Raw genomic sequence first — 22,866 nt, forward strand, 5'->3', positions numbered from 1 at the left:
AATTTAACTATAAATATTCCTATCTACAAGGAACTAAAGATGAAAATAAAATCAGCTGATTTTGTAGTGAGTAATTCTGACGTGGCTAAATGTCCAAAACAGCCATTACCAGAATATGCCTTTATAGGACGAAGTAATGTTGGGAAATCCTCATTAATTAATATGTTGACTAACCGTAAGAGTTTAGCCAAAACTTCTGGGCGTCCCGGAAAAACTCAACTTATTAATCATTTTATAATAAACAATAATTGGTTTTTGGTAGATCTTCCTGGCTATGGCTATGCAAGAGTTTCAAAAACTTCAAAGAAGAAATTTCAAAAGTTTATTACCAATTATTTTGAACAAAGGACACAACTTGTCTCCGCATTTGTATTGGTTGATATAAGACATAAACCACAGCCTATAGACCTAGAATTTATGCAATATTTAGGCGAAAGTGGTATCCCATTTGGAATTATTTTTACCAAAGTAGACAAATTGAAACCAAAGGCTATCGATAGGCACGTACAAGAATATTGTGAGGAACTTTTAAAAACCTGGGAAGAATTACCTCCTTATTTTATAACATCATCAAGTAAAAAAATTGGTCAAGAAGAGGTTCTAAGTTTTATTGAAGAAACAAATAATGAAATTGAGGCCTTAAGAAACAATAAATGATTAGGTCTTAACATCTAAAGCATCTCTGAAAGCGTTTCCAACCAACATAAATGCCATAACCAAAAGCATAATGCATATTCCTGGTATAAGAGCTAAATAAGGTTGCCCTAGAATTATATAATTATAATGATCTTTAATCATAGCTCCCCAACTAGCCATTGGTGGTTGTGCACCAATACCTAAAAAACTCAACCCACTTTCAATTAAAATAGCTGCTGCGAAATTAGCTGCTGAAATAACAATTAAAGGGCCAAAAATATTGGGCAATATATGTTTGGTGATAATTCGATAATCCTTGTATCCCAAAGCCCTTGCCGCTGTAACGTATTGCATTTCCTTAGCACTTATAATTTGCCCTCTTACCACTCTTGCAACCTCAACCCACATTGTCAATCCTACAGCAATAAAAACTTGCCAGAAACCTTTACCTAGTGCCAAAGTAATGGCTATAACTAATAAAAGGGTGGGTATAGACCATGTTACATTTATTATCCACATTATGACAGCATCAATTTTTCCTCCATAATAACCCGCCAGACTACCCATAATTAAGCCTACAATTAAAGAAATAAAGACTGCTACAAATCCAATGAAAAAGGAGATCCTAGAACCAATCAGAATCCTACTCAAATAATCTCTACCATACTTGTCAGTACCAAAAATAAATGTTCTTGTATCGATATATTTTTGATAATCATTATTTGGAAAATTACTTAAACTTATTTGCTTTTCAATACCTTCCCCTCCATTAACAGCATATTCCATATAGGATAACATACCTTCTTTTATACTATATGATGATATGGGGATTTCGGTATCTAAATTATCAACACCAAAAAACAGTTTTGAAAAGAAACTTTGATTGGATGTTTGTCTAGAAGGAATAGTTAGCATTTGAACTTGAAAACCAGGTGTCTTAGAATGAATAGATAAATGCATCTGATTTGCATTTTTAGAAGCATCAGGTGCAAATACATAGGCGAAAACAGATACAAGGCCTATTAATCCAATTAGCACTATACTAAAAACGCCCCAAAAGTTTCTTTTAAACTTTTGAAGCGCTAAACTTGTTAGTGAATTGTTTTCTATTTTCATTTAGTGATTTAATTCTTCACAGAAGTGGCAACTTTATTCTTAATAGCGTAAGTCATCTTTAAATCATTCAAAACATTTAATGCCTCTTCGATATAAACATCTCTAGACAAATTTGTATGCCAACGTTTACGTTTTTCCTTCAAAATTGTGTCTTGTTCCATTAATTTTAGCTCATATGGCAACGAGTTAAAAGTAAGGTCAGTTTTATATTCAGACAATTGTTCAAAACGCTTAGCTTCTTGCTCATTGAGCTCCATCTCCTCTCTATACTTTTCATAATTCAAAGAATAGATTTCGCGATCCCTAATTTTTTTAACCCATTGAGCATTAGCATCAATTAGTTTAAGCTGCTCATTCGCCGCCATTCTAGCTTTACTTTTACTTATTGTTGTATCGTAGTCAAAGTAATTACCCCAAACTTCGTAATCAACTGCATCAATCTTATCCCATGGTAATGGGTTCTCTTGATCCTTCTCACCAATATTAATATAGCTATAACGATCTGGAACAACTACATCACTTTTAACACCTTCTAATTGGGTTGAACCTCCATTAATTCTATAGAATTTCTGTGTAGTAAATTTTAGTGCACCCATATCTCCATTAGAATTATTGCGCACCATTCTATTTAAATCTAATACATTTTGAACGGTTCCTTTCCCATAAGTCTGCTTGCTTCCAATTACAATACCACGCTTATAATCTTGCATAGCAGCGGCTAATATCTCAGAAGCCGATGCTGAAAGCTCATTTACTAAAACTACTAATGGTCCATCCCAAACAATTGCTCTATCTCTATCTCTAAGTACCTCTTTTGGCTCTCCGGTAGTTTTAACTTGAACTACTGGCCCATCCTCAATAAACAATCCCACGATATCAACAACGGTTTGCAATGATCCACCTCCATTATTTCTTAGATCTAATACCAAACCTTCCATCCCAGCTTCCTTAAGACGAATAATCTCTTGTTTAATATCTGAAGCTGCATTGCGATTGTCATAACTTTGAAAATCAACATAAAATTTAGGTAAATTAATTACACCAAATGTTTTGCCATCTTTCTCAACGGTTGAAGATTTTGCATAAGTTTCCTCTAATTCCACAATATCTCTTGTTATAGAAATATCTTCTATTGTACCATCAACCTTTTTAAGAGTTAGTGTAACAACTGTACCTTTTGGGCCTTTAATAAATTTGATAGCATCGTCTAATCTCATGCCAACCACATTCACTCCCTCCTCTTCATCTTCTTGCTTCACTTTAAGTATATGATCTCCAACTTCTAATTCATTTGCTCTCCATGCTGGACCACCACTAATGATTTCATTCACTACTATAGCATCCATCTTTTTTTGCAGTCTTGCACCTATACCTTCAAAGTTACCTGACATGGCCACATCAAAACGATCTTTATCTTCTGGTGCAAAATAAAATGTATGTGGATCAAATTCTTCAACAATTGCATTAATGTAAACAGCAAACCAATCTTTACGCTGTCTATCATCAATAAAGTCGTATAATTCATCTAAAGAACGCTTAGTCGTCTCACGGGCATCTTTTTCAAGCTCTGCCATTGATTTTTTTTCTTTCGATTGCGATTTTTCATTTGCAGCCGAAAAAACGCTTTCAGGTAATTCCACCGTTGTAATTTCAGAATCACGTTGAGAAACGGCTTCATCATAATTTGCAATTGTGGAAAACTTAAGTTGTTGTCTCCAACGTTCCTTCATTTCCTTTTTGTTCTTAACGTACGATAATGTTTCGTATTCAGAAGTATACGTTTCGTCTTTGCTAAAATCAAAAGGAACCTCTAAAATCTCTGCATATAACTTTTTAGAATCTTCGATACGTTCAAGTAATCTTTGATGAGTTATATTGAAAAACGAAACATCATAGTTTCTTAATTGATCATCTATTTGATCTTTATAAACTTCAAATTCTTCAATATCTGAAGCATAGAAATAACGTTTGAATGGATCTAATTGCGATAGATAGTCTTCAAATACATTGGCCGAAAAATCGTCATTTAACTCCTGAGGATCAAAATGTCCTTGATCTAAAACGTAGGTTATTAACTGAATTAATAATTTGTCTTTATCAGGATTATCAAATGTCTTGCTAGTGAAGCTACAAGATGCAAATGCTATTAATAGTGCTAACAGAAAAAACTTATAATTCCCTCTCATAATCTCTTTATTTTTTTGCTATTAATTACTTTATCAAAAGTTCACTAAAATAGTGAGAAAAAATCGTGCCATAAAAAAACAATGCACTAATTTTTTGTTAAAGATGCATACCGTGAAGGATTGTAAACCTTTTTAGTATTTTTACATCAATAATAAAAACAAGGATTACAATGTCTCAACGCCCTTTAATTTTAGTTACAAATGATGATGGTATCACTGCACCTGGATTGCGTACTTTAATTAAAATTATGAATGGAATCGGAGATGTTGTTGTTGTTGCACCAGACAGCCCTCAAAGTGCAATGGGACATGCAATTACTATTAATTCTACATTACATATTGAAAAGGTTACGATTGATGGAATCCAACCTGAATATAGTTGCTCTGGCACACCTGCAGACTGTGTGAAATTAGCTGTAAATGAAATTTTAGACCGAAGACCAGATATTTGTGTATCTGGTATTAACCATGGCTCTAATTCTTCAATCAATGTAATATATTCTGGCACAATGAGTGCAGCCTTAGAAGCCGGAATAGAAAGTATACCTGCCATTGGTTTTTCACTTCTAGATTACAATTGGAGCGCCAATTTTGAGCCAAGCGAATCATTTATTGAAACTATTACGAGAGAGGTCTTAAAACACGGACTACCAGATGGTGTTGTCTTAAATGTGAATATTCCAAAACTTCAAAAAAAGGAAATAAAAGGAATTAAAGTATGTAGGCAAGCACGTGCAAATTGGAAGGAAGAATTTGACAAACGCACAAATCCTATGGGACGCGAATACTATTGGCTAACGGGAAAATTTGTAAACATGGATCATGGTGAGGATACGGATGAATGGGCTTTAGCAAATGGATATATTTCAGTTGTACCAGTTCAATTTGATCTTACAGCACATCATACCATTCAGAGCTTAAATACATGGCAACTCAATAAAGAAGACAACTAATAAGTTTTTAGCATGAAGTACTATATAGTTGCAGGTGAAGCCTCAGGAGATTTACACGGATCTAATCTCATGAAAGCACTCTATGAGCAAGATGAAAAAGCAGACATAAGATTTTGGGGTGGCGATTTAATGCAAGCAGCTGGTGGAACTTTGGTTAAGCATTATAAGGAACGTCAATTTATGGGTTTTGCCGAAGTGATTATTAATCTCAGAAAAATTCTAGGTCTTATAAAGTTTTGCAAAACAGATATAGCTTCATTTAAACCTGATGTAATAGTATTCATTGATAATTCTGGTTTTAATCTACGTATAGCAAAATGGGCAAAGCAACAAGGATTTAAAACGCATTATTATATTTCTCCTCAAGTTTGGGCATCTAGAGCCAAACGAGTTGAAAAAATTAAAAGAGATGTAGATGCCATGTACTGCATCCTTCCATTTGAAAAGGAGTTTTACGAAAGGCACAACTATAAAGTTAATTTTGTTGGGCACCCCTTAATAGATGGAATAACCGATAGACCACAGGTAGACGAAAACGAGTTTAGAACATCAAATAATCTAAGTAGCAAACCAATTATTGCATTGTTACCTGGTAGCAGAAAACAAGAAATTACCAAAATGCTTGGAGTGATGTTAAGTTTGGTTAATGACTTTGAAGATTATCAATTTGTTATAGCAGGTGCACCAAGTCAGGATTATGAATTTTACAAGCAGTTCATAAAACAGGATAATGTTAGTTTTATATCTAATAAAACATATGATCTGTTAAGCATATCCAATGCTGCACTTGTAACATCTGGTACTGCCACATTAGAAACAGCATTGTATAAGGTGCCACAAGTAGTTTGTTATAAAGCAAACCCAATATCCTATCATATCGCAAAACGAATAATAACATTAAAGTATATTTCGTTAGTGAATTTAATAATGGACAGAGAAGTTGTTACTGAACTAATACAAGGGGATTTAAATAAAGAGCGATTGACACAAGAGCTTAAGGCAATTTTAAATTCTGAAAAGCGTGAACAACTATATTTGGATTATTATGAGCTAGAGCAGAAACTCGGTGGAAAAGGCGCTAGTGACAAGGCTGCCAAATTAATTTATGAAGCAATTTCTTAGTATGAAACAACTACTACTTATTATCCTTATGGTTTTGAGCCTGAGTAGCTGTAAGTCAAAAAAGAAATATACAGCCTCTAAAACATCAACTAAAACTATAAATGTTACTACCACCAACAAGCCTACTAAAGAAGCCAATGCCATTGTAAAATACGCTAAGTCATTTAATGGTACACGTTATAAATATGGAGGTACAACAAAACGAGGCATGGACTGCTCTGGTTTAATTTACACTAGTTTCAAAGAGCACAATATTAACCTTCCACGTACTACGGCCCACTTAAAATCTACTGGCAGTTGGATAGACATTAAAGAAGTCAATGTAGGCGACCTGGTGTTTTTTGCAACCAAGAAAAATTCTCGAAAAGTAAACCATGTTGGTATTGTTACTAATGTACGTACTGGTAACATAGAATTTATACATGCATCCAGTAGTAAGGGTGTAATGGTTTCTTCTCTGGCAGAACGCTATTGGTATTTTGCCTTTGTACAGGCGAGACGTGTATTATAATACTTTTCTTATTTTAGGGTTTCGTTTCAATGAAGCTCCTCAATTTCAATATCATTAAACTTACGTTTTGTCTAATTCTTGGCATAGTACTAGCACATTATTTGAAACTAAATCAAAATCTGATTTTAGTTACCACAACTGTATTATTGGTTGCAATTGGGATAATACTGTTTATACTAAAAAATAAAATTGACAGACTACCTTTTTTTGGTGCTCTTACTTATCTATGTATGATTGGTATTGGTATTAATGCCTATAACTTACAAGATGAAAAAATTAAAACATCTCACTATAGCCATAAAATAATAGAAGATAAAAACAACCTGTTCATTTTCCAAGTTGTTGAGCGACTTAAGCCAGACGCCTATAACGATAAGTATATCGTAAAATTAAAGTCGGTCAATAATCAGGAGTCATCTGGTAAAATACTAATTAACATAAAACATGACAGTTTAAAAAGCACACTAGGTATTGACGATATTGTATTTGCCTCAACAATTGTTAATGATATTCAGAAACCATTAAATCCATATCAATTTGATTACAGGAATTATTTAGAGCTAAAACAAGTTTACCATCAATTGTATTTAAATTCAGACGCTCTTAAGATTATAACAAATAATAAAACCACTATCTACGGATATGCTGATAAATTGAGAGTGACAATTAATGAAAACCTGATTGAAGCTGGTTTTAAGAATGATGTTTTAGGAATAATGAATGCGCTTTTATTAGGCCAAAGACAATCTATAGACAAGAGTATTTATAATAGTTATGTCAACTCCGGGACAATACATATTTTAGCGGTCTCTGGCTTACATGTTGGTATCCTATTATGGATACTTAACTTCATTTTTAGACCATTACTATATCTTAGAAATGGCAGGATATTAAGGCCTTTGATTATTATTATTCTTTTATGGTCATTTGCAGTTATTGCCGGTTTATCACCCTCAGTTACAAGAGCAGTTACTATGTTTAGCATTATTAGTATTGCTATGCATTACAAACGACCAACCAACATTTACAACACGCTCTTCATCTCGGCATTTTTAATACTATTATTTAAACCTACATTTTTGTTCGAAGTTGGTTTTCAATTAAGCTATTTGGCAGTTTTTGGAATTGTGAGTGTCCAACCCATATTATATAAACTATGGAAACCAAAGTTTTTAATTACTGACAAGCTATGGCAAATATTCACCGTAACCTTAGCAGCCCAAATTGGAGTTGTTCCAATTAGTCTGTTTTATTTTCATCAATTCCCTGGCCTATTTTTCATTTCTAATCTTGTAGTTATTCCATTTTTAAGTCTAATACTAGGGTTTGGTTTATTTGTTATCATTCTGGCATTACTAGATGGATTAAATGAAACTATTGTTGATGTTTATAGTTTCATAATTGAGTCATTAAATGATTTTATTAGTTGGATTGCACAATTTGAATCTTTTCTATTAAAAGATATTCCTTTTACTATTTTTCAAGTATTGTTGGCTTATTTAATTATTATAGGAGCGATACAAACCTATAAGAAGCGTGTTTTTAAATGGTTAGCTATTTGTTGTTTAGGAGTTATTGGATTTCAGGTCATACAATTAAATACCAAACATCAGTCATTAAGTGATGTATTTCTCGTTTTTAATAAAAGTAGATTTACAATGATTGGACAAAAACTAAATAGTCAATTAATAGTCCATCACAATTTAAACTCTGAAAAAAGGAAATCTGATAATGTTATATCAAATTATAAGATCGGTGAATCTATTTCTGAAGTTGTTGAGGATAGCATTCAATATTTATATAATTTCCAAAACTATAAAATCTTAGTAATTGACAGTCTTGGAGTATACAAAAATTTGAGTTTTAAACCAGATATGATACTATTGAGAAACTCACCAAAAATTAACCTAAACAGACTTATTGACAACATCAATCCCAAACTTATTATTGCAGACGCAAGTAATTTTAAATCTTATGCATTTCGCTGGAAAACTACATGTGAGGACAAAAAAATCCCTTTCCATTATACCAATGAAAAGGGAGCTTTAATTTTAAAATAAAATATACTTATTGCGCCTTAAACGATGGTTTAAAGGCTCTGTAATAATCGTTAAATGCTTCTTGAGTTGTCATTTCCTTGTGCTTATCTTCTCCAAACAGCTTAAGGTATAACTCTAATTGCTGTGGTTTTAAATACCCAGTAACAGGTGTTAAATAATTACCCGCCTCATCAAAAAACAGCATGGATGGGTAGGCACTTACTTTTAAAAACCTAGTAAACTCATGTACTCCGTTTCTTCTTTTAACCTTTGCTGGGTCAAAATTTGGATTGCTAAATGTATGTTCCTTAAAATTTACTGTAGAGTTACCTTCAGCATCAAATTTAACGGCATAGTAGTTTTCGTTTACATAATCAACCACATCTGGATTATGGAAGGTATTTTTATCTAACATTTTACATGGCCCACACCAATTGGTGTACACATCCATAAATATCTTTTTGGGTTCTTTTTTCTGTAATTCTAATGCCTCCTCAATGGTAATCCAATTAATTTCACCTTTGGTCTCTATAGCAGCATTTTGTGCGGATACCAAGGACCCAAACATTAAGAAAGCAATTATGTATTGTAGCTTTTTCATATTTCGATTTGTTGCAATATTCGTTCCGAACTTACAAAAAATGCTCCAATACAGGAGCATTTTAAGTTATTTTAACGGTTATACATTAGCGTACACCGTGCATTAATCGTTTTAATAATGGATGTAGAGCAAAAGACACTAGACCCAATACAATAGGTACAATTGTAAAGATTAAAAAGAAATATGACAAACCGCTTTCGTTTGTTATTTTCTCTATATCACCTCCTACATAATGCGCCATTTTATTTCCAATTGCAATTGCCAAATAATACACACCAAACATAAATGCTACCATTCTCGCTGGCACAAGTTTACTTAGGTAAGACAATCCCATTGGTGACAAACATAATTCACCAAGTGTATGGAACAAATAAGCTAAAACTAACCACATCATACTCAATTTAGCAGTAGATGCACCTAGAGGCACATTTCTTGTTGCGAATGCCAGAAAACCAAATCCTATGGCCATTATTATTAATCCCAAACCATATTTTACAGAAGCTGGTGGATTGTATTTACTATCCCACCATTTCGTAAATAATGGTGCAAAAATTATTATAAATAATGAGTTTAAAATGGCGAACCATGTTACAGGTACTTCTGTTTCTGTTGCTTGATATTCTGTATACAATTTAAAAATAACAATAGCCCAAACTATTAAGAAACTGATTCCTAAAACAATATTAGAAAAACTAATTCTATTAAATGTCTGTCTAAAGAGACTTAATAAAACATAAGTAATTATGGCTAATGGCACAACTGTAACTATTAAATCTACGACTTTAAAAGTTGTTGCGGCATTACCGACCAATAATCTATCCGTAAAATCTCTTGTGTAAAGTGGTAATGAACCTGCTGCTTGCTCAAACGCTGCCCAGAAGAAAATAGTGAATATACAGAAGATGGTAAAAGCAATCATTCTGTCTCTTACAACCTTTTCATATCTAGGTATTCTCACAATAAGTATAACAATAAACAGAAGTGCAGCTAGCAAGGCAAAAAACAGAGAATCTGTCATCCCAGCAATATCAAAACTAAGCACATCAATGTTACCTATTTTACTTAATGGGTCATTAACAATAAATATCAATGCCGAAAGAACAAAAATGGTAATTAAAACATAGTCTATCGTTACAAACTTATTAAGCTTACCACTGATTTTTTCTTTGGTGTCATCTAAATTATCAGTTAGGGTATCAATTATGCCTTTATCTTCGTCCTTAGGTTTTGCTCCAACATCACCGAATAACGGTTGGGCATAATAAAATTGAACCATACCTAAAAACATAAAAATACCGGCTAAACCAAATCCATAACTCCAACCAACTTTTTCACCAACCCAACCACAAAGCATAATTCCAATAAATGCTCCGGCATTTACACCCATGTAAAAGATGTTATAAGCACCATCTTTTTTATCGTCATGCCCTTCGTACATTTTTGAAATAATAGATGTCATATTTGGCTTAAAAAAACCATTTCCTAATATTAAAAGCGCTATACCAATGTAGAGAAAAGTAGGTGTTTCTACAGCCATGGATGCATGTCCTAAAGTCATTAGAAGTGCACCTATAACAACTGCAAGTCTGTACCCAATCTTGTTGTCAGCCAACCACCCACCAACTATCGGTGTAAGGTATACAAACATGGCATAAGTACCTAAAAGCGACAAAGCCGCAGATTTATCCCAGCCCCAACCAGGATTATCTCCAGTAACCACTCCGGTTAGAAAAATTACAAGGATTGCACGCATTCCGTAATACGAAAAACGCTCCCACATTTCAGTAAAGAATAAAACAAACAGACCTGCTGGATGTCCCATTACCTTTGTCGCGAAAAAATTTTCGGATGAAGTACTCATAAAATAGATTGTTTAGTTAGTTAAGAAAAACCCTTATGCAATAGCATTGCACAAGGGTTTATTATTTAAATATTTAGTTATTGATGTCTGGATCTGCAAGCTCATATTTCTCAGCTTCAAGCATTTCGTGCTCATCATCTTCGGCACCATGTGTAAGGCTTTCTAATTTCTTTCTGAACACCATTACTAGTAATCCAAATACAACGCAGAATACTGCAATTCCCGTAAAAATTGTGAATTCTCCTAATTTTTCAGAAGCCTCACCAAGTAATCCAGCTAATTTATTTCCGAATCCTGTCATCGCAAAATATACACCCATCATTAATGAAGCATACTTTATAGGTGCCAATTTTGTGATATAGGATAATGCGACTGGAGAAATACAAAGTTCACCAATAGTATGGAATAAATATGCAAGTACTAACCAATACATTGCAGATGCTCCTGAACTCTCATATTGACCTGCAGCTGCTGTCATAAAAAAGAATCCTGTACCCATTATAATCAGACCTACGATCATTTTAAATAATCCCGTAGATAGTTTTCCTTTTAGTTTTCTACTTGCCCAATACCCAGCAACTGAAGTACCTAAAAAGATAATAAACATAGCATTAAGTGATTGGAACCAAGATGCTGGTACTTCCCAACCCATTAGCATACGATTGGTTTTTTCTGATGCGTAGATATTCATTAATCCACCTGCTTGCTCAAAAGCACCCCAAAATACTATTACAAGTAAAAACGATATAAAAAGTACAATTACTCTATCCTTTTCTATTTTAGTAAGAGGTTTATCCATTGCCTCTTTTTCTACTTTATTCTCAGAAGCACCAAGGAAATTACCTACTTGTGTTAAGTATTTCATACCAGCTAAATACTGAATTAATCCAGCTGCCATTCCGATTCCGGCAAGTCCAAATCCATAATGCCAACCGTGTACTTCTCCAACATATCCAACAATTAAACTTGATAAAAACGCACCTACATTAATACCAATATAGAAAATTGTGAACCCCTTATCTCTTCTGATATCACCTTGCTTATAAAGACCTCCAACCATAGTTGAGATATTTGGTTTTAACATACCAACACCAGCTATAATTAAACCTAAACCAGAATAAAAGGCCCAAAGTTGCTCAACAGCCAAAATACTGTGACCTGCAACTAATAAAATTCCACCATATAGTACTGATTTCTTCTGACCTAAAAATTTATCCGCTATCCAACCACCTGGAATAGATGCTACATAAACTAACATGGTATACCATCCATAAAGCGCCAATGCTTCGCCATTTGTCCACCCTAATCCTGCATTATCACCTGTTGATTGCGCCACTAAATACAATACGAGTATTGCTCGCATTCCATAATAGGAGAAACGTTCCCACATTTCGGTAAAAAATAAAACGAATAATCCCACTGGATGCCCAAATAGCTCTTTTTGGTATGGTTGTTTAATTAATGTTGACATATTATTTAATTTAGTTAGTTATTAGTTATCCTTTAATATTTGAGGACTCTTGCTCCTTCTCCACTCTAGTTTCACGCTTATCACCCAAAGTTTCATGGATGAAGTTTGTCATTTTTTTATAAAGATGAAGTCTTGTATTTCCACCGTAAATACCATGATTTTTGTCTGGATAAATCATCCATTCAAATTGTTTATCTGCTTGTATTAGAGCCTCAACCATTCTCATTGTATTCTGCACATGAACATTATCATCACCTGTTCCATGTATTAACAAGAAATCACCCTTCAATTTATCAACATGGTTAATTGGAGAATTTTCGTCATAACCACTAGGATTTTCTTGTGGTGTCGTCATATACCGTTCTGTATAAATTGTATCATAAAACCTCCAACTTGTGACAGGTGCAACAGCTATTGCCATATTGAAGACATCATTTCCTTTAAAAAGTGCATTGCTACTCATAAAACCACCATAACTCCATCCCCAAATTCCGATTCTAGATTCATCTATATAAGGTAATTCTCCTAGTTTCTTTGCTGTAGCTATTTGATCTTCTACCTCATATTTACCAAGTTCATTTTGCGTTACCTTTTTAAACTCTGCACCTTTAAAACCTGTTCCTCTACCATCTACGCAAACAACGATGTAGCCTTCTTGAGCTAGCATTTGATACCAATAATCGTTAGTTCCGTTCCAGCGATTTGCAACAGACTGAGATCCAGGACCAGAATACTGATACATAAAAAGTGGGTATGTTTTAGTCTCATCAAAATCTGCAGGTTTAATCATCCACATATTGAGATCATTACCATTCACATTTATTGTGGAGAACTCCTTTTTAGAGGTCTTATAGTCACCTATTTTTTGAGCAAGCTTATCATTATCCTTAATACTTTTTACCACTTCACCAGATTTTGCACTGTTCAATGTATATTCAGGAGGTGTGATTGCACTTGAATGTGTATTGATAAAATAAGTGAAATCTGCACTGAATGAGGCACTGTTAGAACCAGTAGTTTTGGTTAATCGTTTTTTATTCTTGCCATTAAGTTTAATTGAATAAACATCTCTATTGATAGATCCATTTTCCGTAGACTGAAAATAAATGGTATTTGCCTTGTCATTATAACCATAATAATTGGTTACTTCCCAATTACCATTCGTTACCTGATTTATTAACTCTCCCTCTCTAGAATAATGATAAATATGATTAAAACCATCTTTCTCACTTGTCCAAATAAAACTGTTATCCTTTAAAAAGGTGAGATCAAATGTCACATCAATATATGCTTTGTCTTTTTCTGCCAGCACTAATTTGGATACGTTAGAACTCGTATTAATCATCCAAAGATCCAGTTCGTTTTGGTGTCGGTTCATGTATTGAGCACTCAAAACATTAGTGTCATTAGTCCATTGAATCCTTGGTATGTAAAAATCATTATAAGATTTATCTACCTTTATTTCGCTTAATTTTTTAGTATTTAGGTCATAAAGATGTAATGACACAATAGAATTGGTTTCACCAGCCTTAGGATACTTAAATACTTGTTGCGTCTGGTATAAATCAGAACCATAAACATCCATTGAAAATTCAGGTACGTTTGTTTCGTCAAACCGTATAAATGCAATTTGATTGCTGTCTTTGTTCCAATCAAAAGCCCTAACGAAACTAAATTCTTCCTCATATACCCAATCTGTTATTCCATTGATAATTTTATTCTTTTCGCCATCAAAGGTTATCTGCTCCACCTTACCAGTTACAAGATCCTTCACATACAGGTTATTTTTATATCCATATGCGATTTTTGAGGCATCTGGTGATAGTGTTGGCTCTTGAACCAATTCCTCTGAAACTTTTATCAAAGACTTATCGTTTATATCATATACATAATATTCACCTAATCTTGAGCGTCTAAAAACAGGCACTTCGTTTGTAGTTAATATTACTTTAGACTCGTCTTCGCTGAAGGTATAATCAAAAAAACCTTCAATATCTTCAATTTCTTCAGAAGACACTAAGGTTATTTCTTTTTGCAAGGTTTTATAATCGTAAATATCTATGGTTGAGTTTCTTGTCTGTCTATCAAAATTCAAAATAGAATATTGCTTTCCGTTTTTCATAGAATGAAGGGCTTGCATTCCCTCTGTTCTAAATGTGCCACTCCATATTTCTTCAAGTGTTATTTGTTTATTTTGACAGTAAATTAAAGAAGTAGTAAGAAAGCCAATAATAGCTAGAGCATATTTCAAATTCATATATACAATTTTCAAAATAACGATGTCAAGTTTACTAAAAATTATGCAAAAAACCGCCTTTATTAACAGTAAATGCGCAATAATGGAAGTAAAAACACATGTTTTATGGCAATCCTCAGTATCTTTGTGTTTTTTAAAAATTAATGGATTATGTCTAATAGGATAGCAGGCTTTTCAAAGCTTTCAAAAACAGAAAAGATTGAATGGCTTCTAAATACATATTTCACCAATATTGAAGCATCTAGAGATCTTATAAAACAATATTGGAATACCAATGAGAAATTACAAAAGCTTCATGACGAGTTTATTGAAAATACAATAACCAATTATTACTTACCTCTAGGAATTGCTCCGAATTTCTCTATCAATGATTCATTATATGCTATACCTATGGCTATTGAAGAAAGCTCAGTTGTTGCGGCAGCCAGTAAGTCCGCCAAATTTTGGTTGGAGCGAGGTGGGTTTAAAACAAAAGTTATTTCTACTGTCAAAATAGGGCAAGTACATTTTATTTACAATGGTGATTATGATAAGCTTAGTTCTTTTTTTGATAGTGTAAAGTCAAAACTAATTGAATCTACCAACGACATAACAAAAAACATGGAGCGCCGTGGTGGTGGCATATTAGGTATTGAGTTAAGAAATAAAACTACAGACATTGATAATTACTATCAATTACATGCTACATTTGAAACTCTTGACGCGATGGGTGCTAATTTCATTAATTCTTGCTTAGAGCAATTTGCAAGTACGTTGAAAGATGAGGCATTGATCTATGATAAATTTAGTGAAGAAGAAAAATCTATTGATATTGTTATGAGCATCTTATCTAACTATGTTCCAAATTGTTTAGTTAGAGCAGAAGTTTCGTGTGCAATTGAAGATTTAAAAAGTAAGGATATTCCAAATCCAGAAATATTTGCAAGCAAATTCAAACAAGCCGTTAATATCGCAGAAGTAGAACCATACAGAGCAGTAACACATAACAAGGGAATAATGAATGGTATAGATGCGGTTGTTTTAGCTACTGGCAATGACTTTAGAGCGGTTGAAGCAGGTGTTCATGCATATGCGGCAAGAGAAGGTAAGTATTCAAGCTTAACACATTGTACCATTGATGATGGGGTTTTTAAATTTTGGCTTGAGATACCACTTGCCTTAGGAACCGTTGGTGGGCTGACCAGTTTACATCCTTTAGTAAAATTCTCTTTAGAAATGCTTAAAAATCCAACAGCAAAAGAACTAATGCAAATAGTAGCCGTAGCTGGATTAGCTCAAAATTTTGCTGCTGTTAAATCCTTGACAACAACAGGAATTCAGCAAGGCCACATGAAAATGCATTTAATGAATATTTTAAATCAATTTGAAGCAACTTCAGAAGAGAAAACTAATTTGATAGAACACTTTAAAACAAATACCGTTACTCACAGTGCTGTTGTAGAGGCTATAGAAAATCTAAGACGTTAATTTGAAAACCTTTAGAAGCAACGGCAAATTATTACTTACAGCAGAATATGCTGTACTTGATGGCGCCAAAGCTTTGGCAGTCCCAACTAAATATGGCCAGAGCCTAGAAATTATTGAAAACAACACTAGCAACATTATCTGGAAGAGTTTTAATGAATTGAATGAGGTCTGGTATGAAGACAGTTTTGTTCTAAATAAAGGGATTGAATATGGTAATGAAGCCTCTAAAAATCCAATTTCAGATCGATTACTTCAAATATTAAAAGCAGTTCAAAAGCTTAATCCAGATTTCCTTAAAAACAATCTTGGATTTAATATAACAACAAAACAAGATTTCAATAGATTATGGGGACTAGGAACCTCATCTACACTAATAAACAATATTGCTAATTGGGCTAATGTAAATGCGTACGAATTATTGGAATTCACTTTTGGTGGTAGCGGTTATGACATTGCATGTGCTCAAAATGACAATCCAATTACCTATCAATTGAATTCTAAATACGATCCTAAAGTTGAATCTTTACATTTTAGACCATCCTTTTCTGATAATCTTTATTTTGTTTACTTAGAACAGAAACAAGATAGCAGAGATGGTATTGCCAAATACAAAAGCAAGGGCAAATTGAATTATTCAGTTTTAAATGAGATTAACTTAATTACTGAAAAAATTATCGATGCTGGTACAATTGAGGAATTCAATCAGCTTTTAAATCTGCATGAGGGTATTATATCAAAGCTTATTGATGCAGAACCAATAAAAACACGCCTATTCAGTGACTATAATGGCAATGTTAAAAGCCTTGGTGCTTGGGGCGGGGATTTTGTATTAGCCACATCTCTGACAGATCCTACCGAATACTTTAGCTCAAAAGGTTTTGGCACGATAATACCTTATTCGAAAATGGTAAAATAAAAAAGCCTCACATTACTGTAAGGCTTAATATTTAAATTTACTAATTACTTTTAGTATACTGTTTTAGCTCTATTGTCTTCAATATCTGCTGCATTTTCTAGTGCTTTATATACCTTAGACTGAACCGTATTTCTAATCTCGTTATTTAACCTATTAATGATAGCATTATAGTTATCTAACTTGGTAGCATCATTAATTTTAGTTACCTCAACAACATAAACACCTCTATCACCATCAATTGGTTTAGAAGTTCCTCCTTCTGCAAGACCAAATGCTGCGCCAACCACTTTTGGTTCAACACCTGCACCAGATAAAGTAGTATTTTTAATTGTAAGTGCAGCAGCAGTACGTGGGCTTTGTCCTTGGTTTGAAGCTATTTCATTAACTGTGGATGCTGTGATTTTCTCACGAATCAATTGCGCTTTCTTTTGTTTTCTGATTTCAGGTAAAGCTGTAATTGAAGCATCTTCAACACTCATTAATCCTTCTTCGTTCTTCTCAACTAATTTTACCACTACAAATCCAAATCCAGAAATTGGGAAATTTTTATAGTCATTTACATCTGTATCCTCCTCAAATGCCCATCTTACAATTTCCCTTTGGCTACCCAGACCAGGAATATTTTCATCTAATTCTTTAAAGGTAATTGGCTTCACCGTTAATTCACGCTCTTTTGCTAGTTCATTAAAATCAGCATCCTTGGCGGCAATTTCAAATTTAGACATCTTGTTAAATACGTCTTGAAGTGTTTGCTCTGATGGTTCAATCTTATCAGCTATAGTTGCTAATTTATATGTCTTGTTAAAAGATTTTTGTTCTAATACTTCAATGACATGATAACCAAATGACGTACCAACGACATCAACATCACCAACCTTATTATCAAAAGCATATGCTTTAAATTCTGGAGCCATACCTGCATTATATGCAAACTCTATTTCTCCATCTTGCTCATTACTTACTTTATCAGAGGATAACTCTAGCAAATCCATAAACTTTTTACGTCCACTTGTAATCTCAGCTAGGATACTATCAGCTGTTTTCTTAGCCTCTTCTGGTGTTTTTGTAACTAAAGCATCTGCTCTCTGTCCACCAATATAAGGAACTAATATATGGCGCACTTTAACAGAATCTGGTAATTGCTTTACCTCTACTAATTTTGATAACTTGTAATATTCTCCATCCTTGTAAGGACCATAATAATCACCTACTTCTAATTTCATTAAACTGTCCTTAGCAACACCTGGCAACTGTGCTTCTCTTAAGAATGCATCACTATATTTGATATCTGAATAATAATTAACGAATTCCTCAATATCAATAGCATTATCAAAACCTGGAATTGTGTCAGTGTTTTTACTGCTATCGTTGTATTCTAATCTGTCAGATTTAAGAGCAAGTAAATCCGATTTGATTTTTTCCTCGTCTGCAGTTGATGCTTCTTCTTTAAACTCAACGTAAACAAGTTCTCTACTAGCATCAACTTTAAACTTATCCTCATTGTTCTTAATGTACTCTTTTATGTCTGATTTTGAAACTTTAACCAAGCTATCTGCAATACTAGTATAAGGTATTTGCACATAACGAACATCTACTGTTTTAGCATCACCAAAATAATCATCCTCTGCTTCAGTAATTGTTGTACCGATACCAGCCTTAATTAAATTGTAATATGATTGCTGTACAGCATTTGAAGCTATAGTTTGCTCATTATTAGCCCAGCTTTCATAATTAACCAAGAAATTACCCAATGGAGCAGTTTCACCATTAAGATCTTTAAGGTTTGCAATAAATGCATTCAAACGATTTACATCAAACTGACCATTTTCATCTTGGAATTCTGGATATGAGGAGAAACTAGTTTTTAACAAATCTCTCATTTCATCCTTCTCAACGGCTAATCCTAATTCTTCGAATTCTGTATCTAATAAAATTTTACGTAATTCTTGATTGTAGATAGCGTTCATTGCCTGAGTAGATGTTTGTCTACCTCCAGACCTGTCTTGATAATTTTTAACTTTCTGTTGAAAGTCTGTTCTATTAATGTCCTTGCCATTAATGGTTGCAATAACATCTTGATTTCCTCCTGCTAATGCATCCGAATTTCTGAATAAATCACCAATTACAAAGGCAAATAATGCCATTGCTATTACAAGGATTAAAACGAGTGAACGTTGTCTAATTTTATTTAAAACTGCCATAGTCTCTTGATTTGCTATAAATAAGTCTGCGAAAATAGCATTTTCTAGTAAATAATAAAAGGAGAATTCTAGTTTTTACGCCAGTTGCATGGATTTATTCTACATCCATAATTTTAAGTAAAACCACATCAATTTTTGTACTCGACACTTCCTCAATAGTAAATTGGAAATTATCGATTTGCACATCATCTTTTTCTTGTGGAATTTCTTGTGCCACATGAACAATTAAACCTCCTAAGGTTTCGTAATTTTCACTCTCAGGTAGATTTAACTTATAGGTCTCGTTTATGTAGTCTACCTCTAACCTTGCAGAAAATCTAAAGTGCGAGTCATCAATTTGCTCTTCAGTCAACTCTATTGTATCATGTTCATCTTCAATTTCTCCAAACAATTCTTCAATGATATCCTCAACAGTCATAATACCACTAGTACCTCCATATTCATCAATTACAACGGTCATACTCCTACTTTTTTTAATTAGAATGTTTAGTACATCCTTAATTAAAATGGTCTCAGGCACAAAACTTACGGGAATAATAATTGAACCTATATCTTTTGGTTTTTTAAACAATTCAAAAGCATGGACATAACCTAAGATATCATCAATATTATCCTTGTATACAATAATCTTAGTCCTTCCTGTTTCAATAAAAAGATTGGTAAGATTTTCAATAGACTCATTAATATCTACCGCTGTAATCTCAGTTCTAGGTATCATTACTTCACGAGCCTTAACATCTGAAAACTCTAGCGCATTCTGGAAGATTTGTATTTCGCTATCAACCTCTTCATGGTCTTCAACAGCTTCCATTTGTTCGCTAATATAATTACCAAGCTCAACCTTAGTCATAGCAAGTGCTACATCCTCACCTTTTGTTTTAAAAACATACTTTAAAATTATATCTGATAGCCAAATAACAAAATCTGATATCAAGGAGAAAATCATATAAAAAACATACATAGGAAATGCCAAAACCTTCAATAGGGTATTAGCATAAATCTGAAAGAAAACCTTAGGCAAAAACTCTGCTGTTATTAAAATAACTAAAGTAGAGATAACCGTTTGAGTAAATAACTGTAGATCCAAAAGTAAATACTGCAGTGTCACACTATCATTTGGCAACATTGACTGAAACCATCTTACCAAAACATCACCCATTGTTAAACCATATATAACCAATGCTATATTGTTGCCGATTAGCATAGTGGCGATATATTTTGAAGGTTTTGCTGTAAGTTTAGTTAAAACCCTACCTAAGAAGTCTCCTTGTTTTTTCTCTAACTCTATATGGATTTTGTTAGAGGACACATAAGCAATCTCCATACCTGAAAAGAATGCTGACAGTAGTAAAGAAATTACAATTATGACTATATCAGTAGTCATCAATTATTGTTTATTTCGATCCTCGAATTTTTTCCTGAACTTCTTTCTAAAAAAGAATATAAAAACAGCCAATCCTGTAAAAAGGAAGCTTAAATAAGCACTATTTCTATCGTTACTCCATTCTGAAATACCCTTGTAAAGAAATAGAAACGCAATTACCAAATATGCGTATTGGAAGAATTTTAATAATTTCATTATTTAAGAAAATCGATTATAGAACAAAGATAGTCAATTATCAATTTCAAATTCACCACCCATTTCTAACATCTGAAAGTTCTTAAAATCTTTGTCAGAATCAAAACCATTTCCATGTAATGGTCCGTATGTAAATGGCTCATTTGTAAAAACCCACTCTAACTTTTCATTGTAATAAAGCTGGTCTGTCAACAAGGTGTCGTTTTCATGTGTGGCGATTATCACATTATCTCTAAGATCTATAATATCAGTATCGTTATAGATGATTGCATAGTCAGCAAAAATTTTTGTTTGCTTATTATCTTCGCCATATACAATGAGCTCTATACCTTCTGGAAATTCGGAAAATGAGAAATTCCTATTAGAATAATCTAGCATTTTGGGACTTAAAAGATTTGCCAAGAGCTTAACAGAGTCATCTTCATACTCTGTGTATTTTAAATCTATGTTCTCAGCTTCACCTACAGGTTGATTTTGAAGCACACCTACTTTTTGTACTTCGTCAAAATTATTTTTACATGAAAAAAACAAAGTCACAGCAATTGCTATGACTAAGTTTTTGAATATATGTATTTTATTTGATTTCATTAAATGTTTGGCACCTTTACAGAACGCCCAATCCAACAACCTATTTGTATAGTTTGACCTGAATTACCTTTTGTAAAGATATCTGCTTTAGATGGTGCACTAGCTCTGTAACTTGCGGCAGATTGTGACGCTGCTTTTCTTAAACGACCATCTACGCGTCCAGCTTTTTCAGCTGTACTTGCTGCTAACCAAAATACTGCTCTTTTACTAAAGTTGTCCGTGCCACAGTTATTAGCACTCTTAGCATACATATTTGCGATTTTCAAATATGGTGAACCATCAGAAGGATTAAGTTTTATAGACTCCATAAAATATTGTCTTGCTCTACTATAACTTCCTTTCTTTCTGAAATCATCAGCTAATTTCTTATAAAGCTTTGCCTTTCTTAGTGGGTCTGTTTCTAACTGAATCGTTTGATCAAAATACTTTTGTTCACCAGTAAGTAAGTAAAGGTAAAATGCTGTATCTGCATTTGGCTCAATGCTATTTTTCTGTTCAACTAACTTCAAGAATAATGGATCATCCTTACAACCTTTAGCGAACATTCTGTTCATTGCACGTTGCAACCATATTGTATTACTCTTATTTTCTTCAAAGTCTTTTTGATATAGTGGTATTAATACTTCACAGTTAGCTCTTTGACCTAACTTAGTATCCATACTAGAAGTTACTTTTTCAAATGCTCCAAGGTTAGCCTCATAATTCTTCTTGTAACTACTTTCCTTCTTAGTTAATGTAGCTCCACCTTCTTCTTTTTGAACAAGCTTATTTAATTTCTCAGTATAGCTTTTTTCGAGTTTCTCGATTACCTCAATAACATCATCATACTTATCGAACATTTGTTGTGCCGACTTCTTTTTAGCATCGTATAAATCTACTATTAAGGAGAAGTAAGTATATAACCCTTGTGCACTTTTAAAGTTTGCCGCATCCTTAGTGTACGCATCATCAAACATATTATAAATTTGATCTGCCGATGCATTAAGCTCTTTTCTATACTTATAAGTCAACTGAGCTTTGTCAGACTCAACTTCACCAACTGGGTATTTAGATGCAAAGTTCTCTCTTGCTTGATCCCAAAGTAATATTAAATCTTTAATGTGTGCAACTTGATCTGCTCCAGTAGAATTCTTGATTTTATGTTTTAAAATCTTTTCTCCATGAGCATATATGGCTCTATTGAATTTTGGACATTTGTTGCGCACAATATTCCAAGGTCCATATGCATCATCATATTTCTTACTCTTAACATAACTATCAAATATTGATAGATTGTTCATACACTCTTCGTCTTGTTGAGCCACACTTAAATTGAAGCCCATAAAAAGTGCAATCATCAATAATGTAATTCTCGTCTTCATC

At 33.3% G+C, this 22,866-nt stretch carries 18 protein-coding genes; 7 read left to right on the forward strand and 11 right to left on the reverse strand.

The genetic code is table 11. The annotated features are described in order from the left end of the window. Positions 1 to 39: 39 nt before the first annotated feature. The gene (gene yihA / locus LBV24_RS01650) at positions 40 to 657 is read left to right on the forward strand and encodes a ribosome biogenesis GTP-binding protein YihA/YsxC (RefSeq protein WP_224476868.1); all 618 of its coding nucleotides are present in this window, start codon (positions 40 to 42) and stop codon (positions 655 to 657) included. Here yihA and LBV24_RS01655 read toward each other — a convergent pair whose 3' ends face one another. Both LBV24_RS01655 and LBV24_RS01660 read right to left on the reverse strand, forming a co-directional pair. Continuing rightward, on the reverse strand, positions 658 to 1,752 hold the full coding sequence (locus tag LBV24_RS01655) for an ABC transporter permease (protein WP_224476869.1): 1,095 nt from the start codon (positions 1,750 to 1,752) through the stop codon (positions 658 to 660). 8 nt (positions 1,753 to 1,760) lie between these two features. After that, positions 1,761 to 3,938: a carboxy terminal-processing peptidase gene (locus LBV24_RS01660; protein WP_224476870.1), complete on the reverse strand. Its 2,178-nt coding sequence runs from the start codon at positions 3,936 to 3,938 to the stop codon at positions 1,761 to 1,763. Positions 3,939 to 4,108: 170 nt separating this feature from the next. Here LBV24_RS01660 and surE point away from each other — a divergent pair, with 170 nt between their 5' ends. The 4 genes from surE (at position 4,109) to LBV24_RS01680 (ending at position 8,584) form a co-directional block, all read left to right on the forward strand. Beyond that, a complete protein-coding gene (surE, locus tag LBV24_RS01665; RefSeq protein ID WP_224476871.1) occupies positions 4,109 to 4,891 on the forward strand; it encodes a 5'/3'-nucleotidase SurE in 783 nt (260 codons plus the stop codon). 12 nt (positions 4,892 to 4,903) lie between these two features. After that, on the forward strand, positions 4,904 to 6,013 hold the full coding sequence (lpxB, locus tag LBV24_RS01670) for a lipid-A-disaccharide synthase (protein ID WP_224476872.1): 1,110 nt from the start codon (positions 4,904 to 4,906) through the stop codon (positions 6,011 to 6,013). Between the two features lies 1 nt (position 6,014). After that, positions 6,015 to 6,524: a C40 family peptidase gene (locus tag LBV24_RS01675; RefSeq protein ID WP_224476873.1), complete on the forward strand. Its 510-nt coding sequence runs from the start codon at positions 6,015 to 6,017 to the stop codon at positions 6,522 to 6,524. A gap of 101 nt (positions 6,525 to 6,625) precedes the next feature. Further along, positions 6,626 to 8,584 carry a ComEC/Rec2 family competence protein gene (locus tag LBV24_RS01680; protein WP_224476874.1) on the forward strand — a complete coding sequence of 653 codons (1,959 nt, stop codon included), beginning with the start codon at positions 6,626 to 6,628 and terminating at the stop codon, positions 8,582 to 8,584. Between the two features lie 7 nt (positions 8,585 to 8,591). Here LBV24_RS01680 and LBV24_RS01685 read toward each other — a convergent pair whose 3' ends face one another. The 4 genes from LBV24_RS01685 to LBV24_RS01700 all read right to left on the reverse strand — a co-directional run bounded on the left by LBV24_RS01685 (position 8,592) and on the right by LBV24_RS01700 (position 14,753). Then, complete coding sequence (locus LBV24_RS01685) at positions 8,592 to 9,164, reverse strand: thioredoxin family protein (RefSeq protein ID WP_224476875.1); 573 nt, start codon at positions 9,162 to 9,164, stop codon at positions 8,592 to 8,594. 85 nt (positions 9,165 to 9,249) lie between these two features. Then, a complete protein-coding gene (locus LBV24_RS01690) occupies positions 9,250 to 11,025 on the reverse strand; it encodes a peptide MFS transporter (protein ID WP_224476876.1) in 1,776 nt (591 codons plus the stop codon). Positions 11,026 to 11,098: 73 nt separating this feature from the next. Beyond that, positions 11,099 to 12,496, reverse strand: a complete 1,398-nt coding sequence (locus LBV24_RS01695; protein WP_224476877.1) for a peptide MFS transporter — start codon at positions 12,494 to 12,496, stop codon at positions 11,099 to 11,101. Positions 12,497 to 12,521: 25 nt separating this feature from the next. Next, on the reverse strand, positions 12,522 to 14,753 hold the full coding sequence (locus tag LBV24_RS01700) for a S9 family peptidase (protein ID WP_224476878.1): 2,232 nt from the start codon (positions 14,751 to 14,753) through the stop codon (positions 12,522 to 12,524). A gap of 150 nt (positions 14,754 to 14,903) precedes the next feature. On the opposite strand from LBV24_RS01700, the gene LBV24_RS01705 reads away from it, so the two are divergent. Together LBV24_RS01705 and LBV24_RS01710 are read left to right on the forward strand one after the other, a co-directional pair. Next, complete coding sequence (locus LBV24_RS01705; protein WP_224476879.1) at positions 14,904 to 16,220, forward strand: hydroxymethylglutaryl-CoA reductase, degradative; 1,317 nt, start codon at positions 14,904 to 14,906, stop codon at positions 16,218 to 16,220. 1 nt (position 16,221) lies between these two features. Then, on the forward strand, positions 16,222 to 17,136 hold the full coding sequence (locus LBV24_RS01710) for a GYDIA family GHMP kinase (protein WP_224476880.1): 915 nt from the start codon (positions 16,222 to 16,224) through the stop codon (positions 17,134 to 17,136). Between the two features lie 50 nt (positions 17,137 to 17,186). On the opposite strand, the gene LBV24_RS01715 is transcribed toward LBV24_RS01710, so the two are convergent. The 5 genes from LBV24_RS01715 to LBV24_RS01735 form a co-directional block, all read right to left on the reverse strand. Then, positions 17,187 to 19,337, reverse strand: a complete 2,151-nt coding sequence (locus tag LBV24_RS01715; protein WP_224476881.1) for a peptidylprolyl isomerase — start codon at positions 19,335 to 19,337, stop codon at positions 17,187 to 17,189. Between the two features lie 94 nt (positions 19,338 to 19,431). Further along, positions 19,432 to 20,721, reverse strand: a complete 1,290-nt coding sequence (locus LBV24_RS01720; RefSeq protein WP_224476882.1) for a hemolysin family protein — start codon at positions 20,719 to 20,721, stop codon at positions 19,432 to 19,434. Between the two features lie 3 nt (positions 20,722 to 20,724). Further along, a complete protein-coding gene (locus LBV24_RS01725; RefSeq protein ID WP_224476883.1) occupies positions 20,725 to 20,916 on the reverse strand; it encodes a hypothetical protein in 192 nt (63 codons plus the stop codon). 33 nt (positions 20,917 to 20,949) lie between these two features. Continuing rightward, on the reverse strand, positions 20,950 to 21,504 hold the full coding sequence (lptC, locus tag LBV24_RS01730; RefSeq protein ID WP_224476884.1) for an LPS export ABC transporter periplasmic protein LptC: 555 nt from the start codon (positions 21,502 to 21,504) through the stop codon (positions 20,950 to 20,952). After that, the gene (locus LBV24_RS01735) at positions 21,504 to 22,865 is read right to left on the reverse strand and encodes a tetratricopeptide repeat protein (RefSeq protein WP_224476885.1); all 1,362 of its coding nucleotides are present in this window, start codon (positions 22,863 to 22,865) and stop codon (positions 21,504 to 21,506) included. Before LBV24_RS01735 ends, lptC begins: the two co-directional genes overlap by 1 nt. Between the last annotated feature and the right edge of the window lies 1 nt (position 22,866).

This window comes from Winogradskyella vincentii, assembly GCF_020166345.1.
Classification (GTDB): domain Bacteria; phylum Bacteroidota; class Bacteroidia; order Flavobacteriales; family Flavobacteriaceae; genus Winogradskyella; species Winogradskyella vincentii.

Excerpts from the sequence above, each read along its gene's own strand:
- yihA (WP_224476868.1), top strand. The coding sequence starts at position 40 with ATGAAAATAAAATCAGCTGATTTTGTAGTGAGTAATTCTGACGTGGCT.
- LBV24_RS01655 (WP_224476869.1), bottom strand. The coding sequence starts at position 1,752 with ATGAAAATAGAAAACAATTCACTAACAAGTTTAGCGCTTCAAAAGTTT.
- LBV24_RS01660 (WP_224476870.1), bottom strand. The coding sequence starts at position 3,938 with ATGAGAGGGAATTATAAGTTTTTTCTGTTAGCACTATTAATAGCATTT.
- surE (WP_224476871.1), top strand. The coding sequence starts at position 4,109 with ATGTCTCAACGCCCTTTAATTTTAGTTACAAATGATGATGGTATCACT.
- lpxB (WP_224476872.1), top strand. The coding sequence starts at position 4,904 with ATGAAGTACTATATAGTTGCAGGTGAAGCCTCAGGAGATTTACACGGA.
- LBV24_RS01675 (WP_224476873.1), top strand. The coding sequence starts at position 6,015 with ATGAAACAACTACTACTTATTATCCTTATGGTTTTGAGCCTGAGTAGC.
- LBV24_RS01685 (WP_224476875.1), bottom strand. The coding sequence starts at position 9,164 with ATGAAAAAGCTACAATACATAATTGCTTTCTTAATGTTTGGGTCCTTG.
- LBV24_RS01690 (WP_224476876.1), bottom strand. The coding sequence starts at position 11,025 with ATGAGTACTTCATCCGAAAATTTTTTCGCGACAAAGGTAATGGGACAT.
- LBV24_RS01695 (WP_224476877.1), bottom strand. The coding sequence starts at position 12,496 with ATGTCAACATTAATTAAACAACCATACCAAAAAGAGCTATTTGGGCAT.
- LBV24_RS01700 (WP_224476878.1), bottom strand. The coding sequence starts at position 14,753 with ATGAATTTGAAATATGCTCTAGCTATTATTGGCTTTCTTACTACTTCT.
- LBV24_RS01705 (WP_224476879.1), top strand. The coding sequence starts at position 14,904 with ATGTCTAATAGGATAGCAGGCTTTTCAAAGCTTTCAAAAACAGAAAAG.
- LBV24_RS01715 (WP_224476881.1), bottom strand. The coding sequence starts at position 19,337 with ATGGCAGTTTTAAATAAAATTAGACAACGTTCACTCGTTTTAATCCTT.
- LBV24_RS01720 (WP_224476882.1), bottom strand. The coding sequence starts at position 20,721 with ATGACTACTGATATAGTCATAATTGTAATTTCTTTACTACTGTCAGCA.
- LBV24_RS01725 (WP_224476883.1), bottom strand. The coding sequence starts at position 20,916 with ATGAAATTATTAAAATTCTTCCAATACGCATATTTGGTAATTGCGTTT.
- lptC (WP_224476884.1), bottom strand. The coding sequence starts at position 21,504 with ATGAAATCAAATAAAATACATATATTCAAAAACTTAGTCATAGCAATT.
- LBV24_RS01735 (WP_224476885.1), bottom strand. The coding sequence starts at position 22,865 with ATGAAGACGAGAATTACATTATTGATGATTGCACTTTTTATGGGCTTC.